Source organism: Mycobacteriales bacterium, from assembly GCA_040902655.1.
Taxonomy (GTDB): domain Bacteria; phylum Actinomycetota; class Actinomycetes; order Mycobacteriales; family SCTD01; genus SCTD01.
In genome coordinates this window covers 44,594-62,353 of record JBBDWV010000016.1, presented here as the reverse complement: position 1 = coordinate 62,353, position 17,760 = coordinate 44,594, and the positions used below count along the sequence as shown (strand labels likewise).

Here is a 17,760-nt window from a genome sequence, read left to right as displayed (position 1 = left end):
GCTCGGTTCTCAGTCGCGGTCCGGGTTCTTGCCCGGATCCGGCACCAGGTCGGTGTGCTCGCTGTCGGTGTGCTGCCGGCCGTCGCCGGTGTCCGGGCCGGCCGAGCCGGCGCCCACCAGCTCGGGGTTGGGCCGTCCGGGCGAGCGCCGCATGCCGACGATCAGCCCGGCGATCGCGCCCAGCAGGACCAGCAGCCACAGCGTGCTGAGGTTCACCCCGAGGCCGTAGATCGCCACCAGGGACAACCCTCCTGCCAGCAGGCAGTAGTAGATCGTCGGCAGCACCGTCTTGCGGATGAGGTCACCCTCGCGGCCGATCAGACCGACCGTGGCCGAGGCCGCCACGATGTTGTGCACGGTGATCATGTTCCCGGCGGCACCGCCGACCGCCTGCGTCGCGACGACCGTCTCCGGTACGACGCCGATCTGCTCGGCGGTGGAGAACTGGAACAGCGAGAACATCAGGTTGCTCACCGTGTTGCTCCCGGCGACGAACGCGCCCAGGGCGCCGATCCACGGCGCGAAGGCCGGCCAGGCGCCGCCCGCGACGGTCGCTGCGCCCTGCGCGAGGGTCAGCGGCATGGAGGCCAGGTCGGAGTCGTTGAAGGCCTCGCCCGAGTTGATGAACACCCGCACCAGCGGGAGAGCGAACAGCAGCGCGACGGCTGCCCCGGCCAGCTGGCTGCCGGCCACCCGCCACGTGGCGGCGATGTCGGCCGGCCGCATCCGGTGCAGCCCGTAGGTGATCAGGCAGGTGACGATGAACAGGAAGCCGGGCAGGAAGAACGGCTGCAGCGGCTGGCTGACGGTCGTGCCGAAGATGCCCTCGACGTTGACGATCCGCCAGTCGGTGATGAGGAACTCCATCACGCTGTCCACGGTGCGCGTCAGGATGAGCAGGCCTGCCACGACGATGTACGGCGTCCAGGCCAGCCAGATGTTCATCTTCCGGGCAGCGACGTCCTCGGTCTTGGGCGAGAGGCTGCCCATCCAGGACGGTGCCCAGCGCTCCCGCGGCGGGAAGTCCCAGGGGTCCTTCGGCATGAGGAAGCCGCGGCTGGACGCGAACATGACGACGGCCAGCCCGGTCAGTCCGCCGAGCAGCGACGGGAACTCCGGGCCGAGGATCGCGGCGACCAGCACGTACGGGATCGTCATCGCGAAGGCCGCGAACAGCGCGAAGCGCCAGATGCCCAGGCCGTCGGCGAACCGCCGGCGCGAGCCGAAGAAGCCGGTCAGCATGCAGGCCAGCGCCAGCGGGATGAGCGTGCCGACCCCGGCGTGCAGCAGCGCCACCTGCAGGGCGACCTGGTCGAGGTAGCCCGGCAGGTCGACCCCCAGGACCGACAGCCGCTCGTCGACCGCGGCGTCACCACTCAGCCCGCCGCTGACCCCGACGAGGATCGGCGTGCCGACCGCGCCGAAGCTCACCGGCGTGCTCTGGATGGTCAGGCCGACCATGACAGCGGCCATGGCCGGGAAGCCCAGCGCGAGCAGCAGCGGTGCGACCACGGCCGCAGGTGTGCCGAAGCCGGAGGCGCCCTCGATGAAGCTGCCGAACAGCCAGCCGACGATGATGGCCTGCACCCGGCGGTCGGGGCTGATGCTCGTGAAGCCGGCGCGGATGGTCGACATCGCGCCGCTCCGGGTGAGGGTCTCGAGCAGCAGCAGTGCCCCGAAGACGATGTAGAGCAGGGTGGCGGCCAGCAGCAGGCCCTGCACCGTGGAGGCTGCCACCGCGGTGGGCGACATCTCCCACACCAGCAGCGCGACGAGCACGACCGTGACGTAGCCGATCGGCATGGCGAATTTCGCCGGCCACCGCAGGCCCGCGAGGAGCACCCCCACCACCACGATCGGCGTCAACGCCAGCAGGCTGAGCACAGCGAGGTTGTCCATGTCGTGCCTCTCGGGTCGTGAACTCGGTCAGTGGCGTGCTGCCTCCGGGCGCGGCAGCGCGGTGCCGGGCCCGTCGAGGGCCGCGGACAGCAGCGAGCCCACCGGCACGCCCCGGATGGACGCGTCGAGGACCTGCACGGTGTGGGCGACGGGCAGCCGGGTGCCCATCCGGGCCAGCGTTGTGGCGACCTGCATCCAGCAGCCGGGGTTGGCGGTCACCATGACCTGGGCGCCGGTGGACAGCACCGCCTCGGCCTTGCGTTCGCCGAGTTCACGGGCCGGCCCGGGGTTGAGCAGGTTGTAGGTTCCCGCGCTGCCGCAGCAGATCTCGGCCTCCACCAGCTCCTTCAGCTCGATCCCCGGGATGCCGCGGAGCAACCGGCGCGGCTGGTCCCGGACACCCTGCGCGTGGGCCAGGTGGCAGGCGTCCTGGTAGGCGACCGTCATCGGGAGCGGGTGCCGCGGCGCGGCCGGCCCGAGCTCGTCGAGCAGCTCGGTCACGTCCCGGACCGTCCCGGCGAGCGCCTCGGCGCGCTCGGGCCAGCCGGGCTCGTCGCGCAGTTGGTGGCCGTACTCCTTCATGTTGGAGCCGCAGCCGGCGGCGTTGACCACCACGGTCTCCACGCCGGCCGCCTCGAAGGTCTCGATGACGCGCTTGGCGAAGTCGATCGCCTCCTGCTCGCGGCCGGCGTGCGCGGACAGCGCGCCGCAGCAGCCCTGGCCCGGCGGCACCACGACCTCGCACCCTTCGGCGGCCAGCACGCGCACCGTCGCGGCGTTGACATCGGGGAAGAAGCTGCCCTGCACGCAGCCGGTCAACAGCCCCACGGTGCGCCGCTTCGTGCCGCGGGCGGGGATGCGGACCGGCAGTCGCTCGATCCGCCCCAGCTTGGGGGCCAGTGACTCCATCGCCTGCAGGCTCTCCGGCAGTCGCGCGAGCAGGCCGCTGCGCGCGAGCAGCCGGCCGAGCCCACTGGCCTGGTAGGCCCGCAGCGGGCCGCGCAGCGCCCGCAGCCGCTTCGGGTAGGGGAACAGCGCGTAGATCGCCGCCCGCATCAGCCGCTCCGCGCGGGGCCGCTCGACCCGGCGCTCGAGCTGGGCCCGGGTGCTCTCGATGAGCTTGTCGTACTGCACGCCGGACGGGCAGGCCGTCACGCAGGCCATGCAGCCCAGGCACTGGTCGAGGTGGCGGACCATCGAGGCGTCGAGCGGCTCGCCCTCCAGGCCCTCCTTCATCAGGTAGATGCGGCCCCGGGGGCTGTCCATCTCCTCGCCCCACAGCACGTAGGTCGGGCAGGTCGGCAGGCAGAAGCCGCAGTGCACGCAGTCGCCGATCAGCGCGGCATCGGGCGGGTGGTGGTCGTCGAAGGCCGGCGTCTGCGGGTCTCCGAGGCCGGGCAGTCCGAGCGGCACCGGCGACCCGACCGTGGCCACGGCGGTGCTGGCGGGCAGCTCGACGTTCTGCATGAGATCGAGCGGCCGGCGGGCGCCCACCACCTCCGCCGATGCCTGATCGGTGGCGCGGCCCGCTCCGGTAGGTGTGCCGGCAGGCAGGTCCTCCACCGAGCCGCGCACCGGCTCGGTGCTGCGGGAGGCGCCCGGTGCACCGGCCGGCGGGGAGTCGCCGGCGGACCCGCTGCCCGGGGTGATCTCGGTCATCTACAGCCCTCCGACGAAGCGTCCCGGCGACATCCGCCGTTCGGGGTCGAACCGCTCCTTGACCCTGCGCATGAGGTCCAGTGCGTCACCGACGGGCCCCCAGTGGTCGAGCCTGCCGCGGACCGGCTCCGGTGCGCGCAGGAGGACCGCGGTCCCGTCGTGCCGTGCGAGCGCCGCCCGCAGCGCCGGCAGGGCGTCGACCGCGTCGGACGAGGCGAGGGCGGCATACGCCACACCCGTCGCGGCGGAGGCGGTCACGGCCGTCCCGTGCGGGAGCGCCGCGAGCACCTCCGGCAGGGCGGTCGGGAGGTAGGCCAGCCGGAGCAGGACGTCGTCGGGGCTGCCGGGCCGCCGGCCGAAGGTGGCCGGCAACTCCTCGACCTCGGAGCCGCCACCGAGCAGGGTGACGGCGGCCGACGCCTGCGCGGCAACCGACTCGGCGATCGACTCGAACAGCACGAGCAGCTGCCCGGCGCCGCCCGCGGTGCCGACCAGCTCCACCGCGGACGGCGTCAGCGTGGAGCGGGACAGCCGCACCGCCAGCGGCCCGGCCGCGGACGCTGCCGGAAGGTCGAGCACCACCGCGCGGCGGGCGACCGGGACCGGGTGCAGCCGCCAGGTCGTCGACACGACGACGCCGAGCGTGCCGTGGGCGCCGGTGTAGAGCTTGCCGAGGTCGTAGCCGGCGACGTTCTTCACCACTTTGCCCCCCGCGGAGGCGACGGTGCCGTCTCCGAGCACGACCGTCGCACCGATGAGCAGGTCGCGCGCGGTGCCGTAGCGCAGTCGCCGCGGCCCGGAGGCGTTCGCGCTGACGATGCCGCCCAGCGTCGCGCCCGGCTCCGGCGGGTCGAGCCCGAGCAGCTGGCCGGCCGCGCCGAGCTGGGCCTGCAGGTCCGCGAGACGGACACCGGCCTCGGCGACCACCACCAGGTCACCGGCCACGTGCTCGACCACCCGGTCGAGCCGGCTCGTGTCGAGCAGCAGGTCGCACGAGCTCGGCGGCGCCGCCCAGCTCGTCTTGCTGCGCCCACCGGCCGGGACGACCGTGAGCCGGTCGGCGGCCGCCGCACGCATCACCTCGGCGACCTCCGCCACCGTCGACGGTGACACCACCTCACGCGGCACGACTCCGCCGACGGCCTCGTCAGGTCTGCCCGGGCGACGCCCCACGGTGGCCGTCGTCATCGTCAGAACACCTCGCCGAGTGCCGGGTCGTGGGTGTCGGCAGCGGTGCGCGGGCCGGGGCGCTCGCCGCACAGCCGGGGAGTCGGGAAGATCTTCCCCGGATTGGCGAGGCCGTGCGGGTCGAAGGCGCAGCGCACCAGCTGCATCGTGTCGAGGTCCTCCGCGGTGAACTGCCTGCCCATCTTGCCGCGCTTCTCGTGTCCGACGCCGTGCTCGCCGGTGATGGACCCGCCGGAGCTGATGCACAGGTCCAGGATCGCGCCGGCGAGCTCCTCCGCGTCGTCCGCCTGCCCCTCGACGGCGTCGTCGAACAGCACCAGCGGGTGCAGGTTGCCGTCACCGGCATGGAAGACGTTCGCCACCCGCAGCCCCACGTCGTCGGCCATGCGGGTGATCTCGCCGAGCACCTCGGGCAGCTTCGTCCGCGGGATCACGCCGTCCTGCACGAAGTACGACGGGCTGATCCGCCCGACCGCGGCGAAGGCGGACTTGCGGCCCTTCCACATGAGCGCCCGCTCGGCCGCGTCGGCGGCGATGCGGGTCTCGAAGGCGTTGCGGCTCCGCGCGATCTGCTCGACCTGGGAGAACTGCGACTCGACCTCGACCTGCGGCCCGTCCAGCTCGATGACCAGGACAGCCACCGCACCGGGCGGATAGCCACACCGCACCGCGGCCTCCGCGGCCTCGATGGCGAGGGCGTCCATCATCTCGATCGCGGCGGGCAGGATTCCGGCGGCAATGATGTCGCTGACCGTCGCCGCGGCGTCCTCCACGCTGCGGAAGCCGACCAGCATCGTCTGCACGGCCTCGGGGATGCGGATCAGCCGCAGCGTCAGCTCGGTCGCCACGCCGAGGGTGCCCTCGCTGCCGATGAAGGCGCCGAGCAGGTCGTAGCCCGGGTGCTCCGGTGCGGCTCCGCCGAGGTGCACCACCTCTCCGTCGGGCAGCACCACCTCCGCTCCCAGGACGTGGTTGACGGTGAAGCCGTACTTCAGGCAGTGCGCGCCGCCGGCGTTCTCCGCCACGTTGCCGCCGATCGAGCAGACCAGCTGCGAGGACGGGTCCGGGGCGTACGCCAACCCGTGCGGGGTCGCGTCCCGTGTCACCCACAGGTTGATGACGCCCGGCTCCACGACGACGCGCGCGTTGTCCGCGTCGACCGGGTGCAGCCGGCGCAGCCGGGAGAGCACGATCAGCACGCCGTCGGCGCTGGGCAGGGCGCCTCCGGACAGCCCGGTGCCGGAACCGCGCGCGACGAACGGCACCCCCGCCTGCGAGCACAACCGCACCGTGTCGACGACGTGCTGCCGGTTCTCGGCCAGCACCACGACGGCGGGGGTGACCTTGAAGTTCGCCAGGCCGTCGCATTCGTAGGTGCGCAGCTGGGCCCGGTCGGTCAGCACCCGTTCGGCACCGACCGTCGAGCGGAGCTGCTCGGCCAGCCGGGTGGTGCCTGCGGAGACGGCAGGCTCGGCGACGGCGGTCACCGGATCACCTGACCCGCTCGTACGCCGGCAGCGTCAGGAATTCCTCGAAGTCGTCGGCGAGCGCGACCTGCTCGAACAGCTCCCGCGCCTCGGCGTACCTGCCGGCCGCGAAGCGCTCGTCGCCGACGGACGCCCGAATCTTCTCGAGCTCCTCGTCCTCCACCTCCCGGACCCACTCCCGCGTGATGGCGGTGCCGTCGGAGGTGTGCACCTGGTTGTGCACCCACTGCCAGATCTGCGACCGGCTGATCTCGGCCGTCGCGGCGTCCTCCATCAGGTTGAAGATGGCGACCGCGCCGCCGCCGCGCAGCCAGGACTCGAGGTACTGGATGCCGACGCTGACGTTGTTGCGCACCCCCGCCTCGGTCACCTCGCCGGGTGTGGCCTTCGCGTCGAGCAGTTGCGCGGCCGTCACCTGTACGTCCTCCCGGGTGCGCTCGAGCTGGTTCGGCCGGGCACCGAGCCTGGCATCGAACACCTCGAGGGCGATCGGCACCAGGTCCGGGTGTGCCACCCAGGAACCGTCGAAGCCGTCCTCGGCCTCACGGGTCTTGTCGGCCCGCACAGCCTTCAGGGCCGCGTCGTTGACCGCGGCGTCCTTGCGGCTGGGGATGAACGCCGCCATGCCGCCGATGGCATGGGCTCCGTGGGAGTGGCAGCTCTTGACGAGCAACTCGGTGTAGGCGCGCATGAACGGCACCGTCATCGTGACCGCGGAGCGGTTCGGCAGCTGGAACTCCGCACCCCGTGTCCGGAACTTCTTGATCATCGAGAAGATGTAGTCCCAGCGACCGGCATTCAGGCCGGCGGAGTGCTCGCGCAGCTCATGGAGGATCTCCTCCATCTCGAAGGCCGCCAGGATCGTCTCGATCAGGCAGGTCGCCCGGATCGTGCCGCGCGGGATGCCCAGCGCCTCCTGTCCGGCCAGGAAGACGTCGTTCCACAACCGGGCCTCGAGGTGGCTCTCCATCTTCGGGAGGTAGAAGTACGGCCCGAAGCCCTTGTCGATGGCGATGCGGGCGCTCGTGGTCATGTACATGCAGAAGTCGAACAGGCTGCCCGAGACCGGTTCGCCGTCGACGAGCACGTGGCGCTCCGGCAGGTGCCAGCCGCGGTTGCGGACGACGAGCGTCGCGACGGCGTCCTTCAGCGCGTAGGACTTGCCCTCGGGGCTGGTGAAATCGATCTCCCGGAGCCAGGCGTTGCGCAGGTTGAGCTGGCCCTGCACGAGGTTGTCGAAGGTCGGGGTGTTGCTGTCCTCGAAGTCGGCCATGAAGACCTTGGCGCCGCAGTTCAGCGCGTTGATGACCATCTTGCGGTCCGTCGGGCCGGTGATCTCGACCCGGCGGTCGACCAGCCCGGGGGCCGGCGGAGCGACCTTCCAGTCGCCGCCCCGGACCTCGGCTGTCTCGGGCAGGAAGTCCGGCAGCGACCCGGCGGCCAGCTCTGCGTCGCGGCGCTTGCGGGCCTCGAGCAGCTCACGCCGGCGGGGCCCGAACTCACGCTGCAGCCGGGCGAGCAGACTCAGTGACTCCTCGTTGAGCACCTGTTCGTACCCCTCGCGCCACTCGCCCCGCACCTCGACGCCGGGGACCTGCGGTGGAGTGCTCACTGGTTCTCCTTCGGGGACGCGAGACGACGGACGTGCCTACGGCGGCCTACCCAGGTGCGGTCGGCTGCACCACGCACGACGTCGGGCACCGGTGCAGTCTGGCACCGCGGCACCGCCGCCCTTCCACGCGGCAGCTACGGCCGGCGCGCCTGCACCGACTCCCGTACGGCCTGCGCCACCGCCTTGGTGACCGCGGGGTCGAAGACGCTCGGCACGATGAACGCGGCGTTCAGCTGCTCGGCGGTGACCACGGCGGCCAGCGCCGCGGCGGCCGCCGCCTCCATCTTGAGATCCACGGCGCGGGCGCCGGCATCGAGCAGCCCGCGGAAGACGCCGGGGAACGCCAGCACGTTGTTGATCTGGTTGGGCTCGTCGCTGCGGCCGGTCGCGACGACGGCGGCGGTACGCCGGGCCTCGACCGGGTCGACCTCCGGATCCGGGTTGGCCAGTGCGAAGACGACGGCGCGGTCGGCCATCGTCGCGATGTCGGCGCCGGTGAGGATCCCCGGCGCGCTCACCCCGATGAAGACGTCGGCGCCGACCAGTGCGTCGCGCAGCGTCCCGGTCACTGCCCGCGGGTTGGTCTCCCCGGCGAGCGCGACGAGGTTCGGGTCGAGGTTCTCGCGGCCGGGGTGCACGACGCCGTCGATGTCGGTGACGACGAGGTCGCGCGCGCCGGCGGTGAGCAGCAGGCGGGCGATCGCCGAGCCGGCGGCGCCCGCTCCGGCCAGCACGATGCGGACCTCCGCCAGCTCCTTGTCCACCACGCGGAGCGCGTTGGTCAGCGCCGCGAGCACGACGATCGCCGTGCCGTGCTGGTCGTCGTGGAAGACCGGGATGTCGAGCAGCTCGCGCAGGCGGCGTTCGACCTCGAAGCAGCGCGGCGCCGCGATGTCCTCCAGGTTGATGCCGCCGAAGACCGGAGCGACCAGCTGCACCGTACGCACGATCTCGTCGACGTCCTGGGTGTCCAGGCACAGCGGCCAGGCATCGATGTCGGCGAAGCGTTTGAACAGCGCGGCCTTGCCCTCCATCACCGGCAGGGCTGCCGCCGGTCCGAGGTTGCCGAGGCCGAGCACGGCCGAGCCGTCCGTCACCACCGCGACGGAGTTGCGTTTCACGGTGAGCCGCCGCACGTCCTCGGGATGCTCGGCGATGGCCAGACACACCCGGGCGACCCCGGGTGTGTAGGCCATCGACAGGTCGTCCCGGGTGCGCAGCGGCACCTTGGACCGCACCTCGATCTTGCCGCCGAGGTGCAGCAGAAAGGTGCGGTCGCTGACCTTGTGGACCGTGACGCCCTCGACCGAGCGCAGGGCGTCGGTCAGCCGCTCGGCGTGCGCCGGGTCCGATGCGGAGCAGGTGACGTCCACGACGATCCGGTCGGGGTGGGACTCGGTGACGTCGAGCGCGGTGACGATCCCGCCCGCGCTGCCGACCGCGGTGGTGAGACGGCCGACGGAGGTCGGGTCGGCCGGGACCTCCAGACGGACGGTGATCGAGGACGAGGCGCTCGGGATGGCCATGGCCTCATGGTTGCCGGTCGGCGACGCCGGCTCGTCAGCGGGTGGTCGAGAAGCCCGCCGCGGCGACGGCGCTGCTGCACACGGCCTCGTCCTGCTCCCCGGTCCCGCCGCTGGCGCCGAGCGCGCCGAGCAGCGTGCCGTCGCGGTAGATCGGCACCGCCCCGGTCTGCGGCGTGAAGCGGCCGTGCGTCATCGTCGTCACGGCCGTGGCGAAGACCGGCATCGGCGCCATCTTCTCCTTCTGCGCGGCACTCGGGACGCCGTACGCCGCCGAGGTCCAGGCCTTGCCCTGCGCGACGTCGGCACTGACCCACGGTGCGCCGTCCATCCGGGTGAGGGCGAGCAGGTGCCCGCCGGGATCCATCACCGCCAACGACATCGGCACCCCGAGGTCGGTGGCGGCGGAGCGGGCAGCGGCACAGAGACGCAGCGCGTCGTCGAGGGTGAGCACGGGCCATGACAGCAGCCGGGGCGGCCCGGCCGCAAGCCGGGTCCACCGGCCGCGAGCCGGAGCCGCACGCCGGAGCCGCACGCCGGACCTGGAGCCGCACGCCGGGCCGGGGTCCACACGCCGGGCCGGGGTCCACACGCCGGACCTGCATCCACAGCCACCTGCCGGCGCACCGAGGTTCCCCGGACGGCTACCTAGCGTCCGGCGGATGAGACCCGCCGCTGGTGCGCAGCGCGATGCCCCCGGCGGCGGAGCTCTCGCGACGATGCCTCCCGGCTCGGGCGGGCCCCTCGACCTCCGGTTGGTCCCGTCGGCGCTGGGGGTCTGGCTCGTCGCCTGGCAGGGCCGGCTGGTACCGGACACCTGGCTGCTCACGCTCGGGGCGGCGCTCGCTGCGGTCGCCGGGGCGCTCCTGCTCAGCCGGCGCGGTGGTCGGGTGCTCGTCGCCGCCGCCGTCTGCGGCTGCACCGCCGCCTCGGCCGTGGTCACCGGGCTGCACACGGGCGCGCGGACGGGTGGTCCGCTGCACGCGCTCGGTGAGCGGGAGGCGGCGGTGCGGATGGAGGCGGTGCTCATCGCCGACCCACGGCGTGCGCTGACATCGGGCGCCGGCGGCCGGGACCTGGTGGTCACGCGGCTCCGGGTCGAGCTGGTCACCGCAGCCGGTCGCACGCACCGGCTGCGGACGCCGGTGGTCGTGCTGAGTTCGGACCCGGCGTGGCTACCGCTGCTCCCCAGCCAGCGGGTCCGGGTCGAGGGCCGATTGAGGCCGGCCGAGCGGGGCGAAGACGTCGCGGCGGTGCTGTCCGGCCGCGGTCCGCCGGTCGTGCTGTCGGCGCCGTCCCGGGTGCATCGGGTCGCCGGGCACCTGCGGGCCGGGCTGCGCCGGGCGGTCGACCCGCTGCCGGCCCGCGAGCGCGGCCTGCTGCCCGGACTCGTCGTCGGTGACGTCAGCCGGCTCGACGCGCAGGTGCGCGAGGACTTCCGGACGGTCGGGCTGACGCACCTGACGGCGGTGTCCGGCAGCAACGTCGCGATCGTGACGGGGGCGGTGTTGTTGCTGGCCCGGGGCCTGGGGGTGGGTCTGGTGCTGCGTGGCGTGCTGGCGCTGCTGGGCCTGGCGGGCTTCGTCGTGCTGGCCCGCCCGGATCCGAGCGTGCTGCGGGCCTCCGTCATGGGTGTGATCGGGCTGCTGGCGCTGGTCACCGGGACCCGCCGGACGGCGATGCCGGCGCTGGCCGCTGCCGTGATCCTGCTGGTGCTGGTCAGCCCGCCACTGGCGGCCGCGCCCGGCTTCGCGCTGTCGGTGCTGGCGACGGCCGGTCTGCTGGTCCTGGCGCCCCGCTGGCGCGAGCAACTGCGCCGGTGGATGCCGGGCTGGCTGGCGGACGCCATCGCGGTGCCGGCGGCCGCGCAGGTGGCCTGCGGCCCGGTCGTGGTCGCGTTCAGCGCCCAGCTCGGACTGCTGTCCGTGCCGGCGAACCTGCTGGCGATCCCGGCAGTGGCACCGGCCACCGTGACGGGGGTGACCGCCGCACTGCTCGCGCCGGTGTGGTTGCCGGCGGCGCAGGCCGTCGCGTGGGTCGGCTGGCTGCCGACCGCCTGGCTGACCCTGGTCGCCAGGCTCGGGGCGTCCGTCCCCGGTGCGGCCGTGCCTTGGCCGGACGGTGGTCGCGGCGCACTGCTGCTCGCCGCGCTGACGGCCGTGGTGCTACCGGCGCTTGCCCGACGCCGGCTGCGCCGCGCGTTGACGGCCGCATTTCTGGGCGCCGCCGTCGCGACGGCGGGACTGGCTGCGGTTCGGCCGGCGTGGCCACCGCCGGGCTGGTTCCTCGTCGCCTGCGACGTCGGCCAGGGCGACGCCGTCGTGCTCAACGCCTCCGGTGGCAGCGCCGTCGTGGTCGACGCCGGGCCCGATCCGGCGCTGGTCGACGGTTGCCTCGACCGGCTCGGCGTGCGCCGGGTGCCGTTGGTCCTGATCACCCATCTGCACGCCGACCACGTCGACGGGCTGCCGGGGATCGTGCGGGGCCGCCGGGTGGGTGTCGTGCAGCTGGGTCCGCTGGAGGAGCCGGAGGAGCAGGCGGCGGAGGTGGTCGCCTGGGCGGCGCGGGCGGACGTGCCGCTCCAGGTCCCGGCGCTGGGCGAGCAGCGCCGGCTGGCCGATCTGCGGTGGACGGTGCTGGCACCCGGCCGCGCCTTTCGCGGCACGAACAGCGACCCCAACAACAGCTCGCTGGTCCTGCGGGTCGAGGTGGGCCCCAGCAGCGTCCTGCTCACCGGCGACGTCGAGCCCGAGGCCCAGCGCGACCTCCTGCGTCGCAACCTGGACCTGCGGGCGACCGTGTTGAAGGTCCCGCACCACGGCAGCAGGCATCAGGAGCAGGCCTTCCTGGACGCGGTCGGCGCCGCGGTGGTCCTCACCTCCGTCGGCGCCGACAACACCTACGGGCACCCGTCCGCAGACGTGCTGGACCGGCTGGTCGAGCGCGGCGCCCGCTCCTTCCGTACCGACCTCGACGGCGACATCGCACTGGCCCACCGGGACGGCCGGCTCGTGGTCGTGCCACGCGGCGGCTGAGCGCCCGGCGGTGGCGTCAGGACCGCCGCACGCGGCGAGCCGCCCCTCGACCGCCTCGACCCACGAGCGCCTCCGCCGCGACGTCCTCACCGCGTTCCTGCGGGACGTCGCGGAAGCCGCGGAAGGTGACCGGGGCGGCCGAGAGCGGACAGACAAGCCTTCTTGACGGACTACGGGTGAACAAGGCACCGTGTCTAGGCGCGGATCGGGGAGCCGGCGCCCCGGCACGACGTTACGGAAGCGGACGCGCTGCATGCGGTGCGCAACGCCATGCGCCGAATCGTCATGGAGGAAGACCTCACGATGCTGATCGGACCGGCGGTGGATGGCCGCCTCCTGGAGGTCGGGGTTCTGGACCTGGACGGCGACGACCCGGTCGTCATACACGCGATGTCACTGCGACCGAAGTTCCGGCGGTTTCTCGGATGAAGGGATGAACACTATGGCTCGCCACTCAGACGAAGAGGTCGAGCGTGCCGCCAAGCGGTTCGAGCAGCTTGCCGACGACCTCGACCCGGCCGATGTCGAGGCGCACAACATCGACGACCTCCACCACGTCGCCGTCGCCTCGGACGCCGTCCGCGCCGACGAGGTGCGGCTGCGCGAAGCCGTGCAGTCCGCGCGGGCGCGCGGCAGGTCGTGGAACCAGATCTCTGTCGCTCTCGGAGTCTCCCGCCAGGCCGCCCGGCAGCGCTTCGCCGACAAGGCCAACGCTTGACGGCTCAATGTGCGCCGCCCCGTCCGCTCAGCGACGGCTGCCGGAAACATCCCGGTCCTGGAGCGCAGTGGCGATCACCTCATGGCGCATCGAGGCGGTAGATCGACACGGCTGCGGCCAGAGGAATCGGGCCGGGTTGACGGCCAATACCACCGATCCCGACCGTACCCGCCGGTGACCGACGACGGCGTCGACCCGCCCGGTTTCGTCGAGCTCCTCCGGTGGCGTCGCCCCGGGCGACCGGACGGGCCGGCCCATCGTCGCGACCCGCGGGGCTTGCGTCGCCCACCCTGCGGCAGCTCCCGCTGAGCTCCCGGCTGAGCTGCCGCACCCGCGTTCGACCGCCCCGCGACCGGCCGACGTGGAACGATGGCGCGTGCCCGCCGACGTTCTCATACCCCTGACCCTCGTGGTGGGTGACGAGGAGCTACTCGTCGCGCGCGCCGTCTCGGACGTCGTCCGCGCCGCCCGGGAGGCCGATCCGGACGCCGACGTCCGCGACATCGTCGGGGGCGAGGTGCAGCGCGGCGACCTCGACGACCTGCTCAGCCCGTCGCTGTTCGGGGAGCGGCGGGTGCTGGTCGTACGCGCCGCGCAGGACTTGGGCAAGGAGGTCGCCACCGAGCTGCAGCGCTACCTGGCCGACCCGCTCGAGGACGTGCACGTGGTCCTGGTGCACGCCGGGGGCGCCAAGGGCAAGGCGCTGCTGACGGCGCTGAACGCCCTGAAGCCCCGCCGGGTCGAGGCGCCGCGGATCACCAAGTTCGGTGAGCGGCGGGACTTCGTGCGGCGCGAGTTGCGGGCCGCCGGCCGCAGCGTCGAGGAGGAGGCCGTTGCCGCCCTGCTCGAGGCCGTCGGCAACGACTTGCGCGAGCTAGCCTCGGCGGCCGGCCAACTGCTCGCCGACACCAACGGACCGATCACCGTCGAGGCGGTCGCGCGCTACCACCGCGGCCGGGCCGAGTCCTCCGGCTTCACCGTCGCGGATCGCGCCGTCGACGGGGATCTCGGCGGGGCGCTCGAGCTGGCCCGTTGGGGCCAGAGCACTGGGCTGGCGCCCGTGCTGGTCACCAGCGCGCTCGCCAGCACACTGCGGTCGATGGCCGTGGTCGCCTCGGCCGGACGGGTGCCGGCGCACCAACTTGCCGGCCAGCTCGGCATGCCGCCGTGGAAGGTCGAGAAGACCCAGCGCCAGGCGCGAGGCTGGCGCCCCGAGGGGCTGTCCGCCGCGCTGTCGGCCGTCGCGGGAGCCGATGCCGACGTCAAGGGCGCGGCGGCCGACCAGGAGTACGCCGTGGAGCGGTTGCTGCTGGCCGTCGTCGCGGCTCGCGGAGCCGGTCGGTGAGGGGGCGCCGCCCGAAGGACGTGACCCCCCGCACGGACGCGTCCGCCGGTCGGCCCGGTAAGGCTGACCGGCCGGCCAAGGCTGACCGGCCGGCCAAGGTCGGTCGGACGGCCAAGGCTGACCGGCCGGCCAAGGCTGATCGGCCGGCCAAGGTCAAGCAGCCGCTCTACCCGCGGCTGCTGAGGCTCCGGTACATCTCGCCCAACGGCTGGCAGCGCGCTGCGCTCGGTGAAGGCGCCATCGCCGCGGGTGTGCTGCTGTCCCTGGCGGATCTGGCCAGCGCCTGGAGCATCCTGGTGCTGCCGCTCGCGGTGGCCGTTGTCGTCAAGGCACACGACGCCCTGCAGGGCCTGCTCGAACAGGGCCGCGTCGAGCCGGGCCGGCCGGATCGGCGGCGCAGGGCCGACCTGCGCCGGAAGCGGCGGGCGGCAAAGCTGGCGAGTCGCGCAAGGCCGGCGGGAGGGCGCGCAACGCCCGCGGCCCCCGCAACGACGGCGGCACCGGAACCGACGGCACCGGAAGCGACGGCGCCGGAAACACCGACGGCGCCGGAAACACCGACGGCGCCGGAGCCCCGATGGGGCCGGCGCCGTCGGCGGCGGGCGAGTAGCTAGGAAGCGGCGCCGGTCAGCTTCGCGGTGTGCTTGGCCATCGCGGACTTGCGGTTGGCAGCCTGGTTGGCGTGGATGACGCCCTTGCTGGCGGCCTTGTCGAGGGCCTTGCTGGCGTCGCGCATCAGGGTTGTCGCGGCGGCGGTGTCGCCGGCCGCGGCCGCCTCCCGGTACTTGCGGATCGCCGTCTTGAGCGAGGACTTGACCGACTTGTTGCGCAGCCGCGCCTTCTCGTTGGTCTTGATGCGCTTGATCTGCGACTTGATGTTCGCCACGCTGCGTCGTCCTCGGTTCGATCGGGGGTGGGGGAGTGCTGTCTCGCAGGCATGCGCCCAGCGGTGGTCGCACGCGTTCGCCCACCACGATAGCAGCCGGCCTCAGCGTCACCGCCGGGGCGACGCGCGTCCGGTAGGTGACAATGGGACGTGCCCACGACCGACCCTGCGGTGATCCGCAACTTCTGCATCATCGCCCACATCGACCACGGCAAGTCGACGCTGGCCGACCGGATGCTGCAGCTGACCGGGGTGGTCGACGCGCGACAGATGCGGGCGCAGTACCTCGACAAGATGGACATCGAGCGTGAGCGCGGGATCACCATCAAGGCGCAGAACGTCCGGCTGCCGTGGACGGCGGACGACGGCCGGGACTACGTCCTGCACATGATCGACACGCCGGGCCACGTCGACTTCACCTACGAGGTCAGCCGCTCGCTGGCCGCCTGCGAGGGCACCCTGCTGCTCGTCGACGCGGCGCAGGGCATCGAGGCGCAGACGCTCGCGAACCTCTACCTGGCCCTCGAGAACGACCTGCACATCATCCCGGTGCTCAACAAGATCGACTTGCCCGCGGCGCAGCCGGAGAAGTACGCCGAGGAGGTCGCGAAGATCATCGGCTGTGAGCCCGAGGACGTGCTGCGGATCAGCGCCAAGACCGGCCAGGGTGTCGAGGACGTGCTCAACGCCATCGTGCGGGGCGTCCCCGCGCCGGTCGGTGACGTCGACGCCCCCGCCCGAGCGATGATCTTCGACTCGGTCTACGACAGCTACCGCGGTGTCATCACCTACGTGCGCGTCTTCGACGGTCAGCTGTCCACCAAGGACCGCGGCCTGATGATGTCGACGCAGAACGCCCACGAGATCCTCGAGGTAGGCGTCGTCAGCCCCGAGATGAAACCGACGGAGTTCCTGTCGGCCGGTGAGGTCGGCTACGTCATCCCCGGCGTGAAGAACGTCCGCCAGGCCCGCGTGGGCGACACTCTCACGACAATGAAGAACCCGGCCGCCGAGTCGCTCGGCGGCTATCAGAACGCCAAGCCGATGGTGTTCAGCGGGCTCTATCCGCTCGACGGCAGCGAGTACCCCGCGCTGCGCGAGGCCCTGGACAAGCTGCGGCTCAACGACGCGGCGTTGGTCTACGAGCCGGAGACCTCGCTGGCGCTCGGCTTCGGCTTCCGGGTCGGTTTCCTCGGCCTCCTGCACCTCGAGATCGTCCGGGAGCGGCTCGAACGCGAGGCGGGCCTGGCACTCATCTCGACCGCACCGAACGTCGTCTACACGGTCGGACTCGAGAGTGGCGAGGAGGTGGTCGTCACCAATCCGAGTGACTGGCCGGGCGGGAAGATCGCGGAGGTGCGCGAGCCGGTGGCCAAGGCGATGGTGCTGCTGCCCAGCGACTACGTCGGCGCGGTCATGGAGCTGTGCCAGAACCGGCGCGGGGTCCTGCAGGGGATGGACTACCTGTCCGAGGACCGCGTCGAGCTGCGCTACACGCTGCCGATGGGCGAGATCATCTTCGACTTCTTCGACCAGCTGAAGTCGCGCACCAAGGGGTACGCGTCGCTGGACTACGAGCTGGCGGGCGAGCAGGCGGCCGACCTGGTGAAGGTCGACATCCTGTTGCAGGGCGAGCCGGTGGATGCTTTCAGCGCGATCGTGCACAAGGACAAGGCGTACGCCTACGGCACCAACATGACGAGCAAGCTGCGCGAACTGATCCCGCGGCAGAACTTCGAGGTGCCGATCCAGGCAGCCATCGGCGCGCGCGTCATCGCGCGTGAGAACATCCGCGCGATCCGTAAAGACGTGCTGGCCAAGTGCTACGGCGGCGACATCACCCGTAAGCGCAAGCTGCTGGAGAAGCAGAAGGAGGGCAAGAAGCGGATGAAAATGGTCGGTCGGGTCGAGGTCCCGCAGGAGGCGTTCATCGCCGCACTGTCCACCGGCCAGGAGACGGCCAGGACATGAGCGACCAGCCGGCGCTCTCGCCCCTGGACGCGCTGCTCGGTGCCTCCGTCCAGGCCGCCGTCAAGATGCTGTCCGACGACGGCGAGTTCTATCCCTTCGCGCTCGCCGTCACGACCGCGGGTGAGATCGTCCGGCCGACGGTCGACGCCGGCAGCGAGCACCCGAGCGCGGAGCACGTGGCCGCGCTGTTGCTGACCGCACTGCGGGCGACCCGGGACACCCTTGCCGCCGCGTCCATCTGCAGCGACGTCAAGATCGACATGCAGACCGGTGAGCGGCGCGACGCTGTGCGCATCGAGCTGGAGGCGCCGGAGGCCGACCCGCTCGTCGTACTGGTGCCGTACGCCGACGCGGTCCTGGACGAGCCGTTCGCCATGCCGGGGGAGCGCCAGGTCTTCGCCTGAATCCGCCAGGGTTCCAGCTGAATGCGCCAGGTC

15 protein-coding genes are annotated in these 17,760 nt (G+C 72.6%); 7 read left to right on the top strand and 8 right to left on the bottom strand.

What is annotated here, in order from left to right; genetic code table 11:
* Nucleotides 1–9: 9 nt before the first annotated feature.
* The 7 genes from WD794_04265 to WD794_04235 form a co-directional block, all read right to left on the bottom strand.
* Nucleotides 10–1,899 carry an L-lactate permease gene (locus WD794_04265; protein MEX2289527.1) on the bottom strand — a complete coding sequence of 630 codons (1,890 nt, stop codon included), beginning with the start codon at nucleotides 1,897–1,899 and terminating at the stop codon, nucleotides 10–12.
* 27 nt (nucleotides 1,900–1,926) lie between these two features.
* Nucleotides 1,927–3,558 (bottom strand): glycolate oxidase subunit GlcF, encoded by a 1,632-nt coding sequence (gene glcF, locus WD794_04260; protein ID MEX2289526.1) that lies wholly within the window; start codon nucleotides 3,556–3,558, stop codon nucleotides 1,927–1,929.
* A complete protein-coding gene (locus tag WD794_04255; GenBank protein MEX2289525.1) occupies nucleotides 3,559–4,746 on the bottom strand; it encodes an FAD-binding oxidoreductase in 1,188 nt (395 codons plus the stop codon).
* A 2-nt stretch (nucleotides 4,747–4,748) separates the two neighbouring features.
* Entirely contained in the window at nucleotides 4,749–6,233 is a 1,485-nt protein-coding gene (locus tag WD794_04250) for an FAD-linked oxidase C-terminal domain-containing protein (protein MEX2289524.1), read from the bottom strand.
* Nucleotides 6,234–6,237: 4 nt separating this feature from the next.
* A complete protein-coding gene (gene aceB / locus WD794_04245; protein ID MEX2289523.1) occupies nucleotides 6,238–7,845 on the bottom strand; it encodes a malate synthase A in 1,608 nt (535 codons plus the stop codon).
* 134 nt (nucleotides 7,846–7,979) lie between these two features.
* Nucleotides 7,980–9,371: an NAD-dependent malic enzyme gene (locus WD794_04240; GenBank protein ID MEX2289522.1), complete on the bottom strand. Its 1,392-nt coding sequence runs from the start codon at nucleotides 9,369–9,371 to the stop codon at nucleotides 7,980–7,982.
* Between the two features lie 34 nt (nucleotides 9,372–9,405).
* Nucleotides 9,406–9,822, bottom strand: a complete 417-nt coding sequence (locus WD794_04235; GenBank protein MEX2289521.1) for a heme-binding protein — start codon at nucleotides 9,820–9,822, stop codon at nucleotides 9,406–9,408.
* A gap of 208 nt (nucleotides 9,823–10,030) precedes the next feature.
* Here WD794_04235 and WD794_04230 point away from each other — a divergent pair, with 208 nt between their 5' ends.
* The 5 genes from WD794_04230 to WD794_04210 all read left to right on the top strand — a co-directional run bounded on the left by WD794_04230 (nucleotide 10,031) and on the right by WD794_04210 (nucleotide 15,080).
* The gene (locus tag WD794_04230; GenBank protein MEX2289520.1) at nucleotides 10,031–12,403 is read left to right on the top strand and encodes a ComEC/Rec2 family competence protein; all 2,373 of its coding nucleotides are present in this window, start codon (nucleotides 10,031–10,033) and stop codon (nucleotides 12,401–12,403) included.
* Nucleotides 12,404–12,673: 270 nt separating this feature from the next.
* Nucleotides 12,674–12,832, top strand: coding sequence for a hypothetical protein (locus WD794_04225; GenBank protein MEX2289519.1), 159 nt, complete (start codon nucleotides 12,674–12,676; stop codon nucleotides 12,830–12,832).
* A gap of 13 nt (nucleotides 12,833–12,845) precedes the next feature.
* Complete coding sequence (locus WD794_04220) at nucleotides 12,846–13,121, top strand: hypothetical protein (GenBank protein MEX2289518.1); 276 nt, start codon at nucleotides 12,846–12,848, stop codon at nucleotides 13,119–13,121.
* A 376-nt stretch (nucleotides 13,122–13,497) separates the two neighbouring features.
* Entirely contained in the window at nucleotides 13,498–14,466 is a 969-nt protein-coding gene (gene holA / locus WD794_04215; protein ID MEX2289517.1) for a DNA polymerase III subunit delta, read from the top strand.
* 20 nt (nucleotides 14,467–14,486) lie between these two features.
* Nucleotides 14,487–15,080 carry a hypothetical protein gene (locus WD794_04210; GenBank protein MEX2289516.1) on the top strand — a complete coding sequence of 198 codons (594 nt, stop codon included), beginning with the start codon at nucleotides 14,487–14,489 and terminating at the stop codon, nucleotides 15,078–15,080.
* Here WD794_04210 and rpsT read toward each other — a convergent pair.
* Nucleotides 15,077–15,352, bottom strand: coding sequence for a 30S ribosomal protein S20 (gene rpsT / locus WD794_04205; GenBank protein MEX2289515.1), 276 nt, complete (start codon nucleotides 15,350–15,352; stop codon nucleotides 15,077–15,079). The genes WD794_04210 and rpsT overlap by 4 nt on opposite strands.
* Before the next feature lie 150 nt (nucleotides 15,353–15,502).
* On the opposite strand from rpsT, the gene lepA reads away from it, so the two are divergent.
* Nucleotides 15,503–17,323 (top strand): translation elongation factor 4, encoded by a 1,821-nt coding sequence (gene lepA, locus WD794_04200; protein ID MEX2289514.1) that lies wholly within the window; start codon nucleotides 15,503–15,505, stop codon nucleotides 17,321–17,323.
* Nucleotides 17,320–17,727, top strand: a complete 408-nt coding sequence (locus tag WD794_04195) for a hypothetical protein (protein ID MEX2289513.1) — start codon at nucleotides 17,320–17,322, stop codon at nucleotides 17,725–17,727. The genes lepA and WD794_04195 overlap by 4 nt, the downstream gene beginning before the upstream one ends.
* Nucleotides 17,728–17,760 lie beyond the last annotated feature (33 nt).